Origin of the sequence: Flavobacterium anhuiense, from assembly GCF_004151235.1 — a bacterium.
Lineage (GTDB): Bacteria > Bacteroidota > Bacteroidia > Flavobacteriales > Flavobacteriaceae > Flavobacterium > Flavobacterium anhuiense_A.
Map to the genome: position 1 here is coordinate 86,873 of NZ_JUIV01000005.1, position 22,178 is coordinate 109,050.

The 22,178-nt window shown below is 38.5% G+C and carries 9 protein-coding genes; 3 read left to right on the plus strand and 6 right to left on the minus strand.

Annotation, left to right across the window (positions count from 1 at the left end):
- The first annotated feature begins 396 nt into the window (after positions 1-396).
- Genes NU08_RS09010 through NU08_RS09020 form a run of 3 tightly spaced genes read left to right on the plus strand, consistent with a single transcriptional unit; the run spans position 397 to position 14,523 of the window.
- Positions 397-11,604 carry a PKD domain-containing protein gene (locus NU08_RS09010; RefSeq protein ID WP_129746808.1) on the plus strand — a complete coding sequence of 3,736 codons (11,208 nt, stop codon included), beginning with the start codon at positions 397-399 and terminating at the stop codon, positions 11,602-11,604.
- A gap of 54 nt (positions 11,605-11,658) precedes the next feature.
- Positions 11,659-12,582 (plus strand): type IX secretion system membrane protein PorP/SprF, encoded by a 924-nt coding sequence (locus NU08_RS09015; RefSeq protein ID WP_129746809.1) that lies wholly within the window; start codon positions 11,659-11,661, stop codon positions 12,580-12,582.
- Between the two features lie 12 nt (positions 12,583-12,594).
- Positions 12,595-14,523 carry an OmpA family protein gene (locus tag NU08_RS09020; protein WP_129746810.1) on the plus strand — a complete coding sequence of 643 codons (1,929 nt, stop codon included), beginning with the start codon at positions 12,595-12,597 and terminating at the stop codon, positions 14,521-14,523.
- Positions 14,524-14,630: 107 nt separating this feature from the next.
- On the opposite strand, the gene NU08_RS09025 is transcribed toward NU08_RS09020, so the two are convergent.
- The 6 genes from NU08_RS09025 to NU08_RS09050 form a co-directional block, all read right to left on the minus strand.
- Complete coding sequence (locus tag NU08_RS09025; RefSeq protein WP_129746811.1) at positions 14,631-15,044, minus strand: 3-hydroxyacyl-ACP dehydratase FabZ family protein; 414 nt, start codon at positions 15,042-15,044, stop codon at positions 14,631-14,633.
- Positions 15,045-15,202: 158 nt separating this feature from the next.
- Complete coding sequence (locus NU08_RS09030; protein ID WP_129746812.1) at positions 15,203-16,183, minus strand: glycoside hydrolase family 43 protein; 981 nt, start codon at positions 16,181-16,183, stop codon at positions 15,203-15,205.
- Positions 16,184-16,377: 194 nt separating this feature from the next.
- Entirely contained in the window at positions 16,378-17,556 is a 1,179-nt protein-coding gene (locus NU08_RS09035) for an aldose epimerase family protein (RefSeq protein WP_129746813.1), read from the minus strand.
- Between the two features lie 50 nt (positions 17,557-17,606).
- On the minus strand, positions 17,607-18,629 hold the full coding sequence (locus NU08_RS09040; protein WP_129746814.1) for a family 43 glycosylhydrolase: 1,023 nt from the start codon (positions 18,627-18,629) through the stop codon (positions 17,607-17,609).
- Between the two features lie 226 nt (positions 18,630-18,855).
- Positions 18,856-20,670, minus strand: a complete 1,815-nt coding sequence (locus NU08_RS09045; RefSeq protein WP_129746815.1) for a glycoside hydrolase family 2 protein — start codon at positions 20,668-20,670, stop codon at positions 18,856-18,858.
- Between the two features lie 378 nt (positions 20,671-21,048).
- The gene (locus tag NU08_RS09050) at positions 21,049-22,083 is read right to left on the minus strand and encodes a glycoside hydrolase family 43 protein (RefSeq protein WP_129746816.1); all 1,035 of its coding nucleotides are present in this window, start codon (positions 22,081-22,083) and stop codon (positions 21,049-21,051) included.
- Between the last annotated feature and the right edge of the window lie 95 nt (positions 22,084-22,178).

Consider the following 22,178-nt stretch of genomic DNA (forward strand, 5'->3'; position numbering starts at 1 on the left):
TTAATCAAAAAAGGGGTGCCTCAAAAAGGCAATTCTTTTTCTTTTATATATCATTTTCACAAATTCTTTTAAGAGCTTTTCTTAGGTTTCAAGAACAGGATTTCGCTCTAAATATTTTGTTCTACAAATATGTTTTTCAAAAAATGAGCATGATTCAACTTTCAGAGAAACGCTTGCTCAGGCTACTGTAACACATTTTATTGTTCCAAAATCTATTTTTTGTGTTTCATTTTATAATCTGCAACATACAAAAAAAAATTTCATGACTATCTTTCTTTAAATTTGAGTAACCCTCAAATCAATTTCAAATCTTAACTACGATTAATGCTCAAAATCAATTTATTAATTTAAGGTAGTTATAAATTTATTGTGCTGCCTTTTTATTCCGGATTGCTTATGGCACAATTTTATATTTCTTGGAGAATTTGCACTTTATCAAAAAAACTGGCTTTTGCTGCCCTATTAATTTTTCTTTCAATTTTTCAAACCAATGCACAAAACTGCTCTGTAAATGCAGGAGTATTGAATGTTACTATTTGTGAAACCGACGCATTGGTTTTAACGGGCAACAATCCAAGCCCTATTATCGGTACAGTAAAATGGACACAAATTTCGGGTCCAGCTGTAACTATCAATTCGCCAACAAGTATGAGTACAACAGTTTCTGGCTATACGGGAGGCAATACTTATATTTTTAGATACAGCGCAACCTGTAGCGACGGTATTGCATCCTATCAGGATAAGGTTGTTAATGTCAAACCAATAACAAAAGCTAATGCTGGTGCCAATATTGCAAGCTGTCCAAATAATAACGGGACATTAGCGATTATTGCAAACACTCCACAAAATACAGGAGAAACAGGATATTGGGAAATCGTAGGAGCAAATAATGCTGGAGTTGTAATTAATTTTCCAAATCTCGCTACCTCAACAATCAGTCTGCCTGCAACAAGTTGCGGTGTTACAACGCTGCAATGGGTTATTGAGGGGCCAGAATATGCTCCTGGACAGCGATGCAGAACCACATCTCAGATAACGGTAACCAATTACGGTGGTGTAAAACCTGTTTCGGCAGGTCCAGATCAGACTTTGAGCAATTGTTACACTACTACGCAATCGACAAATTTAGATGCTACATATGGCGGCTGCGGTCTTAACGGACAAAATGGACAATGGACATTTGTGAGCGGACCAAATACGCCAACTATAAATAATCCAAATGCAAATAATACAAGTGTTTCAAATTTAGTTGAAGGAACTTATACGTTCAGATGGACTGTCACAGGACCTTGTGCTTCTGGAAATGATACAGTTGTAATTACTGTACCACCTGCAACTCAGGATGTAACGCAATTGCCAGGCGGAGACGAAAACATCTATTTTTGCGATAATACCATAAATCAGGTTACTCTTGTTGCACAATCGCCTTTGTATGCAGGCGAAACTGTTGCTTGGTCTCAAATTTCTGGTGACAGTGGTGCCGTAATTGTATCGCCAAACAATCCTACAACATTGGTAACCAATATTTTTCAAGGAGGTGATCCGTATCGTTTCCGTTATACTCTTACAAACAATAATACAGGTTGTATTTTTACCAAGGATTATATTGTACAGTATAATGGCGCAACTAGAACGATTGTAGCAAATGATGGTAAAGATATTGTTGGAAGCTGTAACGCAACGGTATTCACAATTCCGCTTGCGGTAACTGGAACTGGTTCCAATCAATACCGTATTGTAAGTGGTCCTCCACTCTCTCCTTTAGGGCCATTTCCTACTGCTTTGACAGACGTTGGAAATTCTCTAACCTTAACACTTACTGCTCCCGGAGAATATACAGTTGAATTTATCAGGAAACAAACTGGAGCTCTAGCTGTTGAATGTGATTTCGGTTTTGACACTCTTAATATTTTGGTTTCTGGAGATCCTACTCCATCAAATGCAGGAACTGATGTTAGTCTGCCTTGTGGAGACACCTCTACTATTCTTTCTGGAGTAAGCACAGATGACGGCTTGCATTTTTGGAGTCAGCTCAGCGGTCCCAACACAGCTGTAATTGATGATAATTTTGCAGTCGATACACCAGTTAGCAATCTTATTTCTGGAACCTATGTCTTCCAATACATCACAAAAGGAGGCGGTGCTACCTGTGGTTTTTCAGTGGCAACAGTAACTGTTTACGTTTCTGACAGTTCTATAGACGATGTAGATGCTGGAATTGACCAAGTTACTTGTGCTGGTTCGCAAGTACCCCTTACGGCTGTCCAAGCTTCAGCTGGCGAATTCGGAACCTGGAGCCAAGTTTCGGGTCCAGATACAATTACTTTTTCAGATGTGAATGATCCGAATGCCATTGCATCTGGCTTTCTAACGCCATCTTCCACGTATGAATTGCAATGGACAGTTGCTTATTCGCATCCAGGACCTTCTTGCGGTGGATCCGTTTCTGATACCGTAACAATTATAACGAATAATAACAATGCGCCCACAACATCAGATGCAGGACCAGACGCTTGTTATTCTTCAGGCACAACCACTTTTAATCTTAGCGGCAATACACCAGTACTAACTGATTTTGGTACTTGGACTGTAGAGCCATCAGCTGGGGTTGTTATTGCAGACGCAAATGATCCGAATACAATGGTGACCGTTCCCGGAAATGGAACCTATATTTTTACATGGTCAATCATTTCAAGGTTTAGAACCTGTCTTCCGAGCGAAAGTAGCGTATCTGTGACAGTTGCAGAAACTCCTCCAGTTGCTAATGCAGGTCCAGATCAGGAAACATGCGGCGATACGGTAACAATGGCTGCTACACAAAGTGGCGGATCAACAGGCACATGGAGCAGAATTTCTGGCGTCGGGAATTACACTATAAGTGATATTCATGATCCAAATGCTGTTTTTACTTTCTCATACAGTGGATATTACATTTTCAGATGGACAGTTGATGCCGGTATTTGCGGTCAGGCATTTGATGATATCAATCTAACTATCGGACTTCCTCCGCATCAGGCTGCAGCAGGTCCAGATCAAAATATATGCAACAACAGTACAGTTACCATGGCAGGCAATGCCTATGATAGCTTTTTCGAATCAGGCCAGTGGTCTGTACTTACTGGTTCACCCAATCAGCCTCTAATTGTAGAGCCTTCCAATCCGAATACCGAAATTAATGGTCTTATAGCAGGGACATATACATTTAGATGGACGATAACTGCAAAAAGCATCTTTTTATGCCCAGGCAGTTTTGATGATGTAGTCGTAGTGGTTGACCCAGCAGCAAATGCGGGACAAGACCAAACCTATTGTGATGTTACAAGTGTACAGCTTATAGCCAACGAAAATTCAACAGGAACTTGGTCACTGACGAGTACAACAGGAAACCCTGCTGATGTTATAATCACACAATCTCCATCAAATAGCTACATTGCCAATGCAACTGTAGTTCCCGGAAACGATTATGTATTTACATTCACCACCAATACCACTACATTTCCAAATGGCAGTACATGTACTGGAACTTCAGATTCTGTAAATATTACTATTTTTAGTGGCGCTAGCATTGACCCTAATGCTGGACCAGACCAAACTCTGTGTATTAGTGATGTTGGAGGTGTTGCTACAATGAGCGGAAATACTCCTCCTCCAGATGTTACAACCTTTGAATGGCGATTTGTCTATCAGCCATCAGGAAGTGTCGCGGTTATTGACACTCCATCAGCGCCATTGACAACGGTTTCAAATTTAACTGTTCCTGGGCTTTATATTCTCGAATGGGTATTTCAAAGCAACAATTGCCGAACTCTTTCTGATATTGTCCGAATAGAAATGAATGCGCCTCCAAGTACGGCCAATGCAGGTCCAGACGATACCGTTGCCTGTCAGACTACTTATAAAACGGCGGCAGTTCCTCCAACAGTAGGTATAGGAACATGGACCTTTTTCTCTCAGCCTCCTGGAGGAAATGCTGTAATTGACAATCCAAACAGCCCAGTTACTACTTTATCAAATATTAATGTTTTAGGAACTTATATCTTAACATGGACCGTGACTAATGGTCCATTTACGAATCCTTCATTATGTCAGCCTACATCAGATCAGGTAGAAATAACTTTTAATGATGTACCGCCATCTATAGCCAACGCGGGACCTGATCAAGAACTCTGTAATGCTACCAGCGCCACTATGAATGCGGTTGCAGTAACATCAGGTATAGGAACATGGACACAGGTTTCTGGTCCAAATTCGGCTGGCATAGCATCGCCAAATAATGAAAATTCCTTAATGCTAGGACTTATACCTGGCGCTTATGAGTTTAAATGGACGGTTACAACTGCCAATTTAAATGGATGTTTTTCTGAGGATACGGTTCTTGTAACCATATACGAACAGCCTTCAACTGCCAATGCAGGACCAGATCAGATCGTTCCTCAGTTTTCAACTATCAATATGAATGCGGTTGCTCCAACAGTCGGCACAGGAACCTGGACTCAGACTTCAGGCCCGAGTACAATCGGATTTACCAATCCTACTAGTCCAACAACAGCTGTAACAGGAACCATTCCTGGCATATATACACTGCAATGGAGCGTAACAAACGGAAATTGTGCCGTTTCATCAGACACAATGACTCTTAGAATATTGGCTGTCGCAGATCTTGAATTAACCAAAACAGTAACCCCTACAACAGGAAGCGCTGGCGATGTGGTTACTTTTAATATAAATGTTTTTAACAACAATGCACTAGGCGGGTCTGTAACGGCTACAAATGTTGCAATACGTGACCATATACCATTAGGATTTGCACTTGTTGCGGGATCTGTCACTTCTGCAGGAATATATAATGTTGGCGACAATACTATTACATGGAGTGGTTTAACAATTCCTAGCGGCAGCATTTTAAACTTATCATTCAAAGCCACTATATTACCTTCTGGCGGATCTTATGTAAATACTGCAGAGGTTATTGCTTCAGACCAATTTGATCCAGATAGTACGCCAAATAATCAGAATCCTGCCGAAGATGATCAGGACAGCGCTACAGTAGTTCTCGATGTAGCCGATTTATCGCTTAAAAAAACCGTCTCTCCTACTACGGTCAGCATAAATGACAATGTTATTTTTACCATTTCAGTGACTAACAGCGGACCCAATAATGCAACCGGAATAACGGTTTCAGATAAATTGCCTCCAGGCTATACCTACGTAAGCGATAATGGAGCAGGAAAATATAATAGTCTTACAGGCATTTGGAATGTAGGCAATTTGAACAACGGAAATACGCTTTCCTTACAGATTACTGCTAAAGTAAATGTCGTAACATCAATGAACGATTATTTTAATACGGCAGAAATTCAGACTGCACATCAGCTCGATCCCGATAGTACTCCTGGAAATGGTGTTACAACAGAGGATGATATATCCACAGCCTCGGTTTCTCTAAAACAAGCTGATCTGGAGCTTACTAAATCCGTCACCCCTACCTCGGCTGCGGCAGGAGAACAGGTTAACTTTACGATAAATGTAAGCAACTTAGGCCCCGGAAATGCAACTGGAGTCGGCGTAAAAGATATTATTCCTGTCGGCTATACTTTAGTTCCTGGCTCTGTATCAAACGGCGGTACCTATCAGGTGGCTACAGCCACACTAGAGTGGAGAAACTTATATATTTTAGCAAATTCAAATATAGATCTAACTTTTAGCGCTATAGTCAATCCATCAGGCAGTTATCTTAATGTTGCCGAGGTAATAACCAGCGATTTGCCAGATCCTGACAGTGTCCCAAATAATAATATTCCTACTGAAGATGATCAAGATGACGCTGAAATTACTTTTGTAGGCCCTTCTGCTGATCTGTCTCTGGTTAAAAATGTAGTTGCTGGCAATACAAGTCCAGTAGTAGGCAGTCAGATTTCTTTTGAACTTATTATTAAGAATGACGGCCCGAATAATGCAACTGGTGTGCAAGTAACCGATTTGCTCCCTTCAGGCTATCAATATGTAAATTATAGCTCTTCTGCTGGTTTGTACGACAGTACGACCGGTATATGGAGTGTGGGTACTGTTGATTCTGGCGTTTCTGAATCTCTTATTTTGGATGTAAAAGTACTGTCTACAGGCGATTATCTTAATATTGCGCAAGTTACAGCGAGTGATCTTCCCGATCCTGATAGTACGCCTAATAATGACGATGGAGATCAAAGCGAGGATGATGAAGACAATGCTATTGTAACTCCTATTCCGCCATCGGCAGATTTATCATTGACAAAATCTGTTAGCAATGCAACCCCGCTGGTTGGTTCTATGGTTACTTTCACCATTATAACAACAAACAGCGGACCGCAGGATGCAGCGCTTGTTCAAGTAACCGATCTATTGCCTTCTGGTTATACTTTCAACAATTTTAATGCAACGAGTGGAACTTATGATAATGCAACCGGTTTATGGACATTAGACATATTAAGAAACAGCGAATCTGAAACATTACAGATTAATGCTATAGTAAACCCAACAGGAGATTACACTAATATTGCTGAAGTTACCAACAGTGATACTCCTGATCCTGACTCGACTCCAAATAACGGAGTACCGACTGAAGACGATTACGGAACGGCAACCACTACTCCTATTCCGCAATCTTCTGATTTATCATTAACCAAAACAGTTAACAATCCGACACCTTTAGTAGGATCAATTGCTACTTTTGAAATTGTGGTAACCAATAATGGGCCTCAGGATAATTTTGGCGTGCAAGTGACTGATTTGCTTCCGTCTGGTTATACTTTTACAGGATTTACAGTTTCAACAGGAACTTACGATACTGCTACAGGAATATGGACAGTCGGCAATTTAGTGGCTGGCGATTCTGAAACGCTTCAAATTGTTGCACGAGTTAATCCAAGCGGCGTTTATCTTAATAAAGCCGAAGTAACTGCTGCCAATCTTCCCGACCCAGATTCAATGCCAAATAACGGAATTACGACAGAAGATGATTACGCAGAAGTAACGACAACACCGATTCCAACGTCAGCAGATTTATCGCTAACCAAAACAGTGAGCAATACTACTCCACTTGTAGGTTCTCAAGTAACTTTCAGCCTTCAGGTAACGAATTCAGGTCCGCAAGAAGCAGACGGTGTTACCGTTACAGATTTGCTCCCTACGGGCTATACATACGTGTCATACAGCGCTACAACTGGAACTTATGATCCTAGCACAGGGCTTTGGGATGTTGGAAATATGCCTGTCACAGATTCTTATACTTTGCAGATAACAGCTTTGGTTAATGCAGCAGGAAATTATACTAATAGTGCAGAAATCACAGCCAGCAGTCAGCCTGATCCAGATTCGACTCCGAATAACGGTATTACAACTGAAGACGATTATGCAGAAGCTTCAACAACGCCAATAGCAACATCTGCCGATTTATCGTTAGCTAAAACAGTAAGTAATGCTACACCTCTTGTGGGCTCTCAAGTAACTTTCAGCCTTCAGGTAAACAATGCAGGACCGCAAGCCACAGATAATGTAACAGTAACCGATTTATTGCCTTCAGGCTACACGTATGCATCTTACACTGCAACAGCTGGAAGTTATGATGCTTTAACAGGAATTTGGTCTATTGGAAGTATGCCTGTTGCATCAAATCATACTTTACAGATAACCGCTGTAGTTAATGCTGCAGGAAATTATGTCAATACTGCAGAAATAACAACCAGCAGCCAGCCAGATCCAGATTCAACTCCAAACAATGGAGTTACAACAGAAGACGATTATGCAGCAGTGATTGTTACTCCCGTATTGCAATCATCTGATTTATCAATAAACAAAACAGTAAATAATACTGCGCCTCTAGCCGGCTCCCAAGTAACTTTTGAGGTTGTTGTAACTAACAGCGGACCGCAAGACAATTCAGGAGTTCAAGTAACCGACTTGTTGCCTTCCGGATATACATATAGTGGTTTCACCCTTTCTAGAGGAACTTATAATCCAGTAACAGGCCTTTGGACAGTTGGCAATTTAGCAAACGGAGAATCTGAAACGTTGCAAATTACAGCCATAGTAAATGCATCAGGAGATTATCTAAATATTGCAGAAGTAACTGCAGCCGATCTTCCGGATCCTAATTCCACTCCAAATAATGGAGTTCCTACTGAAAATGATTATGGTGCGGCAACTATTACTCCGACAGCACAATCTGCAGATTTATCATTGACCAAAACAGTAAATAATAGTAATCCGCTAGTTGGTTCACTAGTAACCTTTGAAGTAGTTGTCACTAATAGTGGCCCACAGGATACCTCAGGGGTAACGGTTACAGATTTACTGCCAAGCGGCTATACTTATTCTAATTTCACTATTTCGACAGGAACTTACATCCCTGCAACGGGTGTTTGGACAGTGGGAAATTTGCCTAACGGAAAATCAGAAACGTTACAGATTTTAGCTGTAGTAAATCCAACAGGAAATTATGTAAATGTGGCTGAAGTAACTTCAAGTGCACTTCCTGACCCTGATTCAACACCAAACAATGGTGTTACAACAGAAGACGATTATGCAACAGCAACAGTAACTCCAAATGCACAATCAGCTGATTTATCCTTAACTAAGACGGTTGACAATGCAACGCCATTGGCAGGTTCATCTGTTATTTTTGAAATAATCGTAACAAATAATGGCCCTCAAAACACTACTGGAGTTGAAGTTACCGATTTACTGCCTTCTGGATACACTTTTGCCAATTATAGTTCTACAAAAGGAATATATAATGCGACAACAGGAAAATGGGTTATCGGATCATTACTCAACGGAGATTCGCAAGTATTACGCATAACTGCTGTTGTCAATCCAACAGGAAATTATGTTAACATTGCCGAAGTAACTGCAAGTGCTCTGCCTGATCCTAATTCAACACCTGGCAATGGAGTTCCTACTGAAAATGATTATGGAACAGCCACTGTTTCTCCTATAGGACAAGCAGCAGATCTATCTTTAATCAAGACTGTAAATAATGCAACGCCACTTATAGGTTCGCAAGTCATTTTTGAAATTGTAGTAACCAATAAAGGTCCGCAAAACACTACTGGAGTTGAAGTAACAGATTTACTTCCAAACGGTTATTCTTTTATCAGTTACAGTTCAACTAAAGGAACTTATAATAATACCACTGGAAAATGGAATGTGGGTTCAATAACTAATGGAGATTCTCATGTCCTTCAGATAACCGCTGCTGTAAAACCAACAGGAAACTATCTAAACACTGCCGAAGTAACAGCAAGTGCACAGCCAGATCCTAATTCAACGCCTAATAACGGAGTAACAACAGAAGACGATTACGCCGAAGCAACAACAGTCCCTATTGTTCCAATGGCTGACTTATCCCTTGTTAAAGCTGTTGTTGGCGGAAACTTAAGTCCAATTTTTGGAGCAACTGTTACATTCGAAATAACCGTAACAAACAGTGGCCCACAAAATGCAACTGGAGTAAAAGTAATTGATATGCTACCAAGCGGTTATGAATATGTAGTTTATAGCTCAACAGCGGGACAATATTATAACACAACAGGAATTTGGGATATCGGCACAATACCAAACGGAGTTTCAGAATCCTTACTAATAGGCGCAAAAGTCAATACAACAGGAGTTTATCAAAATGTAGCCGAAGTTTATGCTTCTAATGAATTAGATCCTGATTCAACTCCAAATAATAATGCACCAGATGAAGACGATATTAGCTCAATATTGCTAAGTCCAGTTCCTGCGCTAGCCGACTTATCTCTTGAGAAAAAAGTAATCAATAACAATCTAAGTCCAGCTGTTGGATCTCAGATTTCATTCTCAATCACAGTGACCAATTCAGGTCCAAGCAACGCAACTGGAGTTACAGTAAAAGATGTGTTGCCGTCTGGATATGATTATGTATTTTATAATTCTACTTCTGGAGCCTACAATAGCACGACTGGTGAATGGAATCCTGGTGTTATCCTGCCTGGAAATAGTCATACGCTTTTGTTAAATGTTTTTGTAAAAAGTCCGACAGGCACGCCAGATGAATATCTAAACACAGCAGAAATCATGACCGCTGATCAATTTGATCCAAACAGTACACCTGGCAACGGTGTTACTACAGAAGACGATTATGACAGTATTTCTGTTACGCCTGTAATAGTAATGGCAGATTTGTCTATCAGTAAAACTGCGCTAAATCAAAACGCAGTATATGATGTTGGCTCAACAGTTATTTTCACTGTAACCGTTACTAATGATGGTCCTGCAGATGCGACTGGCGTAAGAGTTAAAGATCTTTTACCGCCTGGATTCACCTATCAGACTAGCAGTCCAACAAGCGGTTTATATAACTATATTACTGGAGTCTGGAACGTTGGCAATATTCCAAATGGAACCAATCAGTCATTGGATATTTACACCACAGTGAACAAGCCCACAGGTGCAGCAGGCGAATTTACAAACATTACCGAGGTAATTGCCAGTAACCTGCCCGATCCAGATTCGACGCCAAATAATGGAGTTGAAACCGAAGATGATTATGACAGTTTGACAATCAATGTTGCGATTGCAGATTTAAGTCTTGAAAAAACGGTCAGCAATAAAAATGCAAATGTAAACGAAGTAGTAACGTTCACGTTACAGCTTAATAATGATGGACCAAGTACAGCGACAGGAGTTGCAGTCGAAGATATTATACCGCTAGGATACAAGAATATTTCTGCCATAAATAATGGCGGTATTTTCAGCAATAATATGATAAAATGGGTAAACCTAACAGTTCCTGTTGGCGGCATTTCGTTAACCTATCAAGCAACTGTTGCCAATCCGCTTGGATTAGAAAGTGTTGACTATGTCAATATTGCTCAGGTGACCGCAAGCAATCAATTTGACCCAGATTCTACTCCAAATAATGATAATGGAGATCAAAGCGAAGACGATGAAGATTCTGAATTTATCAATATCCCTGCTACTGACATAGCCATCAACAAAGAAGTGGATAAAACCGATGTGCCAATGGATTCTCAGGTAATCTTTACCATTACAGCAGAAAATCGAGGCAGTATAACCGCCACAAATGTAGAAGTTCAGGATGCGCTGCCAAAAGGATACTCATTTGTAAGTTCAACTGCAACATTAGGAACTTATGATCCTAAAACGGGCATCTGGGATATTCCATCAATTAACACTGGAGCTTCTCAAACGTTGACTTTAACCGTTAAAGTTGTCGATTTTAATGATTATCTGAACACAGCACATTTGACAAAACTCGATCAGATAGACACCAATTCGGCAAACAATCAGGATAGCGCAACTGTTTCGCCAAACTGTCTGAAAATCTACAATGAGTTTTCACCAAATGATGATGGCCAAAATGATTTCTTCTATATCGATTGTATCGAAAGATATCCTAATAACCAGCTGGAAATCTTTAACCGCTGGGGTAATTTGGTTTACTACCAAAAAGGCTATAAAAATACTTGGGATGGAAAAGCTGATGGCTCAGCCAAAACGCTTCCTGAAGGCACCTATTTCTATATTCTTGATTTAGGAGACGGATCTAAAAAAACCTCTGGATGGGTTTACCTTAAATAAGCCCATTTAGAAAAGAAAAGTTTAAGAATAGGATTAACCAAAATAGAATTGGCTATGATTAAAAATATAAAAAAGGTTTTCGCGATAATTACTCTATTCTCGATATGTGGAGCCTTTGCACAGCAGGACCCGCAATACACGCAATATATGTATAATACAATGACCGTAAACTCAGCTTATGCAGGTTCTCTAGGACATTTGGCCATAACAGGAATTTACAGAACGCAATGGGTTGGTATTGAAGGCGCTCCAGATACTCAAAGTTTTTCATTAGACACTCCTCTCGGAAAAAATGTCGGTCTTGGAATCTCAATTGTAAATGAAGAAATCGGACCAACGGACGAGCAATACTTAGATGCTAACTTCTCTTATACCATTAAATCTGGTGAAACGCACAAACTTTCCTTTGGTCTAAAAGGCGGTGGGCGCGTCATCAATATCGATTGGTCTAAAGGAAGCTATAAAGATCCAGATGTGCAATTTCGTGAAAACATAACCAACAAATTTCTACCTGTTGTGGGCGCTGGGTTGTATTGGCATGGAGAAAGAGATTATATAGGAGTCTCTATTCCGAATTTCATGACCCGAGAACGATACACTTATGATGATATCAGCGAAGATTTAGTCAATCAGAGAATACACGTTTATCTTATTGGAGGTATTGTATTTGACCTTTCGGCGCATACCAAATTCAAACCTGCCGTTTTTGTAAAATATGTTGCTGGAGCGCCAATGATTGCCGATTTCTCAGCCAATTTCATGTTCAATAATGTATTGACGCTCGGAGCTTCTTATCGTACTTCAGATTCTGTAAGTGGACTTGTCGGAATACAGATTACGCCAATGATTATGGCTGGTTATGCTTACGATTATACTACAACCGCTTTGCAGAATTATAATAGCGGTACGCATGAAATCATGCTTCGTTTTGAACTGGTTTCACGTAAAAAAGGACTAAAATCACCAAGATTCTTTTAATACGGATAGTCTATGAAAAGAACAATTACTATACTCGCATTATTGGTTATACAGCTGATTTATTCACAAACCAAAAACAAAACTGCCGATGCTCTTTTTGATAAGATGTATTACGTGGAAGCCGCAAAATCCTACGAGCTTTCTGTAGGCAATGGAGATGCTTCTAAAGAAACCTTGCAACGGCTTGGAGACGCTTACTATTTTAACACCAAAATGTCCAGCGCTTCAAAATGGTACGGCAAACTAATTGCTGAATATCCCAATGAAGTTTCTGCCGAATACCTGTTTCGTTATGCACAGTCATTGCAAGGAATTCAAAACTATGATTTGGCGAAAAAATGGATGAAAGCCTTTGCTGAAAAGCAAAAATCAACAGATCCAAGAGCTAAGAACTTTTCACTTAAAAATGTGACTCTAGAAGACATTGAAAATATAAAACCTTCTTTTCTACTTGAAAACCTAGACATTAATTCTGCTTATTCTGATTTTGGTCCGATGTTCTATAAAGGAGATTTGGTTTACTCTACCACAATTGATTCTTCATATTATAAAACTGAAAAATATGGATGGAACGATCAGCCTTATCTCAATATGCAGTTAGGAAAAATCAGCGAAACGCAGTCGAATGTCACTTTTAAAGAACGCTTCGGCAAAGACATCAGTACAAAATATCACGAAGCCTGCATAGCTTTTTCTCCAGACGAAAAAACGATTTATTTCACCCGAAATAATTATAACGGAAAATTGAAACGTGACAGCAAAGGCATCAATAATCTTAAGATTTTTTCTGCTACAGCTGTAGAAAACAGTAATGGAACCGTTTCTTGGAAAGATGTAAAAGAACTGCCCTTTAACAGCGACAATTATTCAGTTGGACATCCTTCGGTTAGCAAAGACGGAAAAAAACTGTATTTTGTTTCTGATATGCCGGGAACAATTGGTTCTACAGATATTTTCGTAGTGGATATTTTAGGCAACAATCAGTTCTCTGAACCTAAAAATTTGGGCGAAAAAATAAATACAACTGGCCGTGAAATGTTTCCATATATCACAGATGAAGCACTTTACTTCTCTTCTGACGGATTTTTAGGATTGGGAGGCTTAGATGTATTTGAAAGCCGATTAACAGATGGCACTTTTGGTGCGCCTGCCAATCTTGGTGCGCCATTAAATAGCAATCGAGATGATTTTGGCTACATCGTAAACGAAGCGACCAATAGAGGTTTTGTTTCTTCCAACAGAAAAACAGGAAAAGGCGATGACGATATTTATTCTTTTGAAAGATCCTGCAACCAAGCTATAAGCGGTTATGTTTATGATGCCATTTCAAACAATAGAATTGCTGGAGCTATGGTCACTTTAAAAAATGCCAACGGAATAAAAGTAGCAGAAACCGTTTCTCAGCTTGACGGAAAATACGATTTTAATAACAACGTAAATTGCAATACACCTTATACTGTCGAAGTCTCAAAAGAAAATTACAACAGCAGTACGAAAGCAATTGTTACAGCTAACAGTTCAGGAAAAACAGAAGCTCTTGTTGGCTTGGATCCAGCTTTAATTGCTCGTGAAAATGGTGTTTTAAAAATAAAAATCGGAATCATATACTTTGATTTAGACAAATCCGATATACGTTATGATGCTGCAATAGAATTAAATAAAGTGGTTCTTTTAATGACTCAGTATAACACAGTTGTTATAAAAATCGAATCGCATACCGACTCGCGTGCCAATGACCAATACAACCTTGAGCTATCTGATCGAAGAGCAAAAGCCACAAGAGATTATATAATTTCTCAAGGAATAGCCCCCGAGAGAATAGAAAGCGCAATCGGTTATGGAGAAACACAATTAATCAACAACTGTTCCAACGGAGTTCCCTGCACAGAAGCACAACACCAAGTCAACCGCCGAAGCGAATTCATCATCACAAAAATGTAAAAGAAAAGCGTCCCAAGAAATACTCTCAGGACGCTTCTTTTTTCTAATATCTTTATTCTAGCAAGCATCAAGTCTTTTTCTCTTGCTTCTTTTCTCTTTTCTCTTAATCACTGCAGCTTCACACACATCCACTCGCCTTTCATAATCAATTTATCCTCATCAAAAGCTTCGCCCGATTGTTTGATAATTTTTTCGCTCGTACGGATATTTTTTACCACAAATTTAACCAGTTTGTTAAACTCAACGCCTCCAAAAAATTCCACTTTATCTAAGCTCACCAATCCGAAAACGCCATCTGCGATTCCTAAAAGCTTTATTCCAGCACCTCCACACTGCGCCATAGCCTCAATTAAAATAGTTCCCGGAACAAAATTAAAATCCGGAAAACTGCCCTGAAGCCAGGCATCTTTATCTGTAAACATCTTTAAACCAATGATTGTGTCTGTTGTATAAGAAATAATTTCATCAACAAAAAGAAATGGAGCACGATGCGGAATTAAGTCTTCTATTTTTTTAGTCATGATTTGTATTTTGGAACAATGTACGAATCTGATGCGAAATAAGCAACGTTTTAAATTATATCTCTATTAACACTTTGCAACTTCTTCTTTCATAAAACAAAAAAAAGAGATGCCAAAGCATCTCTTTTTCCGTTATCAACTCTAAAATCACAAAGCTTTTATTCTTGCAGCAAAACAAAACTTTTAGCATTTGCTTTGATTTTATTTCCTTCAAAATCAATATCAATAATTGCCGCTTTTCGTGGCGAAACTCCGCTATTGCTGAAGTGAGAATGTAGCACATATTTCATTTTTCCGTTTTTATCATAGAAAACATCACCGTGACCTACTCCATTAATTCCAACATCTTTTTTACTAATGATCGGACTATCAGTCGCTTTTTCCCAAGGCCCAAGCGGACTCTTAGCTGTTGCATAGCCTACTGCATAATCTGGATTTCTAAAATCGTTTGCAGAATAAATCAGATAATACAAATCATTATGTTTTAAGACCGTTGGCCCTTCTGTAACTGGCCAAGAAACATTCTGAGTATTTTCCCAAGGAAGAACGCCAGAAATGCATTCTTTCAACGTTTCTTCTTTAATTCCAGACAAATCATCTTTCAGTTCTGCAACAAAAATTCGGTTACCGTTAGTCAAACGCACGTAATAAAGGTATTTTTTGCCATCCTGATCAACAAAAAAGAAAGGATCGATCTGTTTGCCCAAATTAAACATTGGAGCCTTAGAATCGCTTTTAAATGGCCCAATCGGACTATCGCTGCTGGCGATGGCAATATTCTCATCGGCGGTATAAATCATATAAAATTTATTATTGTATTTAAAAACCTGTGGCGCCCAAAAACCTTTTGTTCCGTAAGCATCTCCTTTTTTTAATGCTAAACCATTTTGCGCACCAGATGGACCATTCCATTTTTTTAAATCGGAAGAAGTGTACACCTGAAAACCTTCTCCATTAGGAAAATCTCCCGTTGTGGTTCCGTACAAATAATAAACTCCATTTTCATAAAAAATCGTTGGATCTGCCAACAAGATCGGTTTCTCTTTTGAAAGCGTTTTTTTCGCCGTTTCTTTCTCTTGAGAACAGCAAATAAAGACACAAAACAGACTTAATAGACTAAAATATTTTTTTATTTCCATTATTAAACTTTTTATTTAATTAATTCAATTTAAAAACTAAAAATCAACTAGTTAAACAGCTACTATAGAAAAACTCTATGATACAAATTTTGTTAAAAATTCGTCATTTAGCTTCAAAAAACTCATTTTTTATTTTTCAAAAAAAAGTCTTTCCCATAACGTTTTCTAACTCCAAATTTTCAACTCAAAACTTATCACTTTTCAGTCGAAAATTGATATAAAGAAACGGTGTGATACTTCTCTCCTGCTTTTAATGTTATTTGAGGGAATTTTAGTTGATTTGGCGCATCTGGAAAGTGCTGTGTTTCTAAGGCAAAAGCAGTTCTAAAATCATCTTTAGCACCTGATTTAAAGGTGTTTTTGCTTTGCATAAAGTTTCCGCTATAAAACTGTAATCCAGGTTCTTTTGTGTAAATATCTAAAGCAATACCTGAAACATCTCCCTTTATCGTGGCTGCATGAACAAATCCGTCTTTTTTATCGGTATTTAGCACATAATTATGATCGTAACCCTTTCCAAATTTCAACTGCTCGTCTTTGGTTTCGATTCTTTCACCAATGGTATGTTTTGAAGTAAAATCAAACGGCGTATTTTTTACCGATTTCAATTCTCCAGTCGGAATCAAACCTTCGTCAACTGGTGTAAATTTATCTCCATAAATCTGCAATTCATGATTTAAAATCGTTCCACTTCCTTCTCCATTCAGATTGAAAAATGCATGATTAGTTAAATTAACAATCGTTGTCTTATCCGTGGTTGCTTCATATTCCATCCTAATAGCATTATCATCTGTAATTGAATAAGTTACTTTTACATTTAAATTTCCGGGAAAGCCTTGTTCTCCATCTGGCGAAACATAAGTAAATACCAAACTCTTCTCATTAGTCTTTTCAGCATTCCAAACAACGTCTTGAAACCCTTTTACACCACCGTGCAAAGCATTTTTTCCGTTATTAAGTGGAATCTGATATTGTTTTCCTTCAAGCGCAAACTTGCCTAATGCAACTCTGTTGCCAACTCTTCCAATTGTAGCGCCAAAGTAAGGCTCTGTTGAGTTTTTAAAACCTTTTACGCTATTCATTCCGACCACAACATCGGTTGATTTTCCGTTTTTATCCTTAACCCATAAACCTACTAATCGCCCGCCATAGTTGGTAAATGCAGCTTTCACATCTTTATTTTCAATCCAATACAAACCGACTTTTTTACCATCAATTATGGTATCGAAGTTTTTAGCCTCTAAAACCGTTTTTACTGAATCTGGTTTGATTTCTGAGCTTTCTTTTGAAACCGCATTTTCCTTTTTATTGTCTTTACAGTTAAATTGAAAAAGAACAAGCAACAAAATTGCAGCAATTTGAATATTTTTCATTTTTTATGTCATTGCGAGGAACGAAGCAATCTCATCCTCCGATTATTTTTTTATTTTGATGGAATAGCCAATGACGTTTGTTCACTGACTGGCTCACCCAAAACTGGAAATCCATTGGCATCCCAATCAATTTTCTGCATCCTTGGTGATCTTTTATTGCCGCAGCCTTCGCCTGGATTTGAATTGGCGTGATATAAAATCCAGTCTTCTTTGCCGTCAGGAGATTTAAAGAACGAATTATGTCCAGGCGCGTAAACTTTATTTTTCTCTGATTGTTTGAAAATAGGTTCTGGGGATTTTTTCCAAGCAGAAGCGTCCAACAAATTATCTCCGCCGTTGAAAGTCAGCAATCCTAAAGCGTAGAAATCGGTCCAACATCCGCTAGCAGAAAAAACAACGAAGATTTTACCATTTCTCTCTAAAAACTGAGGCCCTTCGTTCACATTTACCTGCGGCGGATTCACGTCATCGTGCAAAGCGCCATGTGTTTCCCAATCGTGTGTTGGCTCAGAAATCATAACACGGTCGCCGTCAATTTCAAGCGGATTTTTCATTTTGGCAATGTAAATATTCTGCTGACCGTTTTTGTCGCCTTCCCAGCCTGCCCAAATCATGTATAGCTGCTTTTTATGTTCGAATACATTTCCGTCAATTGCCCATTTATCGGTTTTGGCAGCGATTTTACCTTTGAATTCAAAATTCCCTTTAAACGGATCTGAAGATTTATTTTCTAAAACATACATCCTGTGATTGTTGTTATCGCCATTATCTGCAGCGAAATAGCAATACCATTTTCCGTTGATGACATGAAATTCAGGCGCCCAGATTTCTGCCGAATAATTGGTGTTTTTTGGCGGTGTCCAAATCACTTTGCTTTCTGCATTTTTAATATCCGAAAGGTCTTTTGTTTTCCATAAAACCAATTTATTTCCCAATGTATTGGTATAGTAATAATAACCTTTGTAATACGTGCTGTAAGGATCTGCACCAGACGGCAGAATTGGATTTGTGAATGTTTTTTGCTGCGCAAAACTTATGGTTGTAAGCAGCAAAAGAATTAGGTATTTTTTCATTTTTATTAGTTTTAGGCTTTTAGCTTAGAGTTTTTTTAACGCAAAGACACGAAGGTTTTTTTCGCAAAGTTCACAAAGGTTATTTCTCAGCTTTGTCACTTCAAAAGAAGCCGAAGAACACAAAGCTGTTCGTTATTTTTTATCATTCAGAAGCTATGTGTTGAAACTAGTTTCTTATACTTCCTTTTTTTCAAAACAAAACCCTATCTTTCTATGTGTTTAAAAATTATTTAACATTCAAAGCATGGATAACCTCCGTATTAATCTTATTTACCGCTTTAAAATCCATTTTATCCACTTTCCTATCGTAGGTCATAAAACCGTTCACTTCGCCTTCAACATCTGTTGTTTGAGTATAGACTGCAGCCGAGAATCCCGTTTTAACGTATTTTCGAAGCATTTCCGCGTACTTTTTATATTCGGCGGTAACTTCTGCCTCATTTTTAAATTTGATGTAACCCCAGTTGTCATTTGCTCTCCAAAGATGTCCTTCTAGTGGAAGTCCGATTCCGCCATACTCTCCCAAGACTGTAACTCTTCTTGCATCATACAAATACATATCTGGACCAGGGTAATTATGCAAATCCAAAATATCTCCAGTTTGAAAGTGATTTCCACCGCTTGCAGAATTAATCAAACGCGTTGAATCATGATTTTTTGTCCATTCTGTAATTTCAACGGTTTTAAATTGTCCCCAAGCTTCATTAAACGGAACCCAAACCACAATACTTGGATATGAATACAAATGATCCATAATCTCTCTCCACTCTTTTCTGTAGATTTCTTCTGATTTTGGCGAACGCTGTAATTCTGTGCCTTCAAAATACTTTCTATTTTGCCAAACTGGCTGATCGTCTCCGCTTGGCATATCTTGCCAAACCAGAATTCCTAACTGATCGCAATACGTATACCAACGTTCCGGTTCTACTTTTACGTGTTTACGAATCATATTAAATCCTAATTCTTTGGTTTTAACAATATCGTATTTCAATGCTTCATCTGTTGGCGCGGTGTACAACCCGTCTGGCCACCAGCCTTGGTCTAAAGGTCCAAATTGAAAATAATCTTTGTTATTCAATTGCATTCTCATAATTCCGTTTTCATCGCGTTTAGACGAAATCTTACGCATCGCAAAATAACTTTTCACCTCATCAACCACTTTATTCTTGCTGATTAATCGAATTTTCGTCTGATATAAAAACGGACTTTCAGGCGACCACAATTTCGGATTATTCAAAACAATATCATTGCTTTCGCCCACAACGGCTTTTTCTTTAGCAATTTCTTTTCCTCCATCAAAAACTGAAATTTCAACTAAATCACCTTTTTCTGCTCCATTTACCTCAGCTTTAATGCTGATTGTATTTTGATCAATATTTGGCGTTGTTTTTAATGCTGAGATGTTTTTAGCATTTACAGGCTCAATCCAAACCGTTTGCCAGATTCCCGTAACGGGCGTATACCAAATTCCTTCTGGATTTTTAACTTGTTTTCCTCTCGGTTGTGGACCATCATTAGAAGGATCCCAAACTTTCACAGCCAATTTCTGATTTTTCCCTTTTTGGATGAATGGCGTAATGTCAAATGAAAACGGCGTATAACCTCCCGTATGCGAACCCACTTTTACATCATTAATAAAAACTTCTGTTTTCCAATCCACAGCGCCAAAATGCAAAAGGATATTTTTTCCATTCCAACCCGATTCAATCGAAAATTGAGTTTCATACCAAAGTTCGTTTTTAGCTCCCACTTCTTTCATAACCCCTGACAAGCTAGATTCAGCCGCAAACGGAACCAGAATCTGCCCGTCATATTTTGAAGGCGCTGCTTTTCCAAATTCTTGAATGCTATAATTCCACAAACCATTCAGATTTTTCCATTGGCCACGCTCCATAATCGGACGGGGATATTCGGGTAACGGTTTCTTCGGGTCAACCTGTTCCGCCCATTTGGTTTTGATTTTATCTCCTTGCGGTTTCCATTGCGCATTTACAGCAAAAAGGGAAAACAAGGCTAAAAAAAGGATACTTTTTCTTTTCATGTTCTATCTATTTGAGATTTTACACTCATACGTTTTTTTTTTATTTTAAACCATATAAGTGATATAAGTTCACTTTAGTTTAAGCAACTGTTATTAAGCATTGTCAAGAAAAATATAAGATTCTGACTTTCAAATCACAACCAAACTTAATATGAACTTATATAACTTATATGGTGAAAATTTACTCTTCTAATTTAAAAATGAATTACCGGGCTCATCTCCACATAAGCCCGATAATTACTGAACTAAACTAACTTAACTAACCATTTTTTTGAGTTATGAATTATGAGTTATGAATTATCTCCAATTGATATTTTATTCCTCAATAAATAACCACTTAACCATCACAACAAAAACTCATAACTCATAATTCATAACTTATAACTTCTTCGTAAGGCCAAATTTCTTCACCAAACTGTCGTATTCTTTTTTAGAGATTGTAATCATGCATCCGTGGCGTACTTTTTCTGGGAGACTGTATTTGTCCCAATCTGAGAAAAAAGTATAACCTGAGGCTTGAAACCAAGGTCCGTTTAGGTTATCTGCGATTGACAATCCGTATGAAACTCCTGGATATTGTTCGTAATACATATACCATATTTTGTCATCTGGAGAAGGAATCAGCATTGGCGCTTCTCTGAAGTTTGGACTGATAGATTGCTGGGGCAAAGAATAAGGCCCCAAAAGGGATTTAGATTTGGCAATTCGGATGGTTTTTCCGGTTGTCCAATACAAAGTTGGATAGGTTTCGTCTTTAATCACGGCGTAGTAGGAATCGCCAACTTTACGAATAAAAACATCAATCGTTCCCATATCCCAGTCGAATAAACGTTTTGGAGTTCCTTCGAAAGTTTTTAAATCTTTAGACAAAACATACAATGTTCGCTGACTTGCCCAATAACGTTCGCCATCTTCTTTCGTTCCTTCCAGATGCGGCGTATGCCAAGTCATGATGAACTTTTGAGAAGGTTCGTCATAATATAATTTTGGCGCACCAATTCGCTGTAAAGCGTTAGAATAATCTGGCGTGCTTTTTAAATCTGGCGTATAATCGGAATGTTTTTTCCAAGTAATCAAATCATCCGAAACCCAGATATTGATAGCTTTTGCATCATCTCCAGTATTTCCTGCGATATAATATTTTCCGTCTGGGCCTTTGCAGATATCGGGATGCCCCTTATAATCTTCGAAAACTCGTTTTCCGTTATTCAGATTTTCCCAATGCAAACCATCCAAACTTACAGAATAATATAATCTTCCGTAATCGTTATGCGTCATGTGTGCAAAAAGATAGGCTTCGTTTTTTGGTTTCTCGTTTCCTTTAACTTGTCCGGGTGGGTCTGGCTGTTGCGCTTTCGCAAAAAAACCGACCAGAATCATCATTAGAAAAAATAAGTTCTTTATTGTTTTCATAAGCTGTTTTTTTTAATGTGCCAATTAGTCAATTTGATAATTAGAAAATGAGAAAATATGGTAATTAGAAAATTAGCCCATTAACACATTTAAAA

Excerpts from the sequence above, each read along its gene's own strand:
- NU08_RS09010 (WP_129746808.1), top strand. The coding sequence starts at position 397 with ATGGCACAATTTTATATTTCTTGGAGAATTTGCACTTTATCAAAAAAA.
- NU08_RS09015 (WP_129746809.1), top strand. The coding sequence starts at position 11,659 with ATGATTAAAAATATAAAAAAGGTTTTCGCGATAATTACTCTATTCTCG.
- NU08_RS09020 (WP_129746810.1), top strand. The coding sequence starts at position 12,595 with ATGAAAAGAACAATTACTATACTCGCATTATTGGTTATACAGCTGATT.
- NU08_RS09025 (WP_129746811.1), bottom strand. The coding sequence starts at position 15,044 with ATGACTAAAAAAATAGAAGACTTAATTCCGCATCGTGCTCCATTTCTT.
- NU08_RS09030 (WP_129746812.1), bottom strand. The coding sequence starts at position 16,183 with ATGGAAATAAAAAAATATTTTAGTCTATTAAGTCTGTTTTGTGTCTTT.
- NU08_RS09035 (WP_129746813.1), bottom strand. The coding sequence starts at position 17,556 with ATGAAAAATATTCAAATTGCTGCAATTTTGTTGCTTGTTCTTTTTCAA.
- NU08_RS09040 (WP_129746814.1), bottom strand. The coding sequence starts at position 18,629 with ATGAAAAAATACCTAATTCTTTTGCTGCTTACAACCATAAGTTTTGCG.
- NU08_RS09045 (WP_129746815.1), bottom strand. The coding sequence starts at position 20,670 with ATGAAAAGAAAAAGTATCCTTTTTTTAGCCTTGTTTTCCCTTTTTGCT.
- NU08_RS09050 (WP_129746816.1), bottom strand. The coding sequence starts at position 22,083 with ATGAAAACAATAAAGAACTTATTTTTTCTAATGATGATTCTGGTCGGT.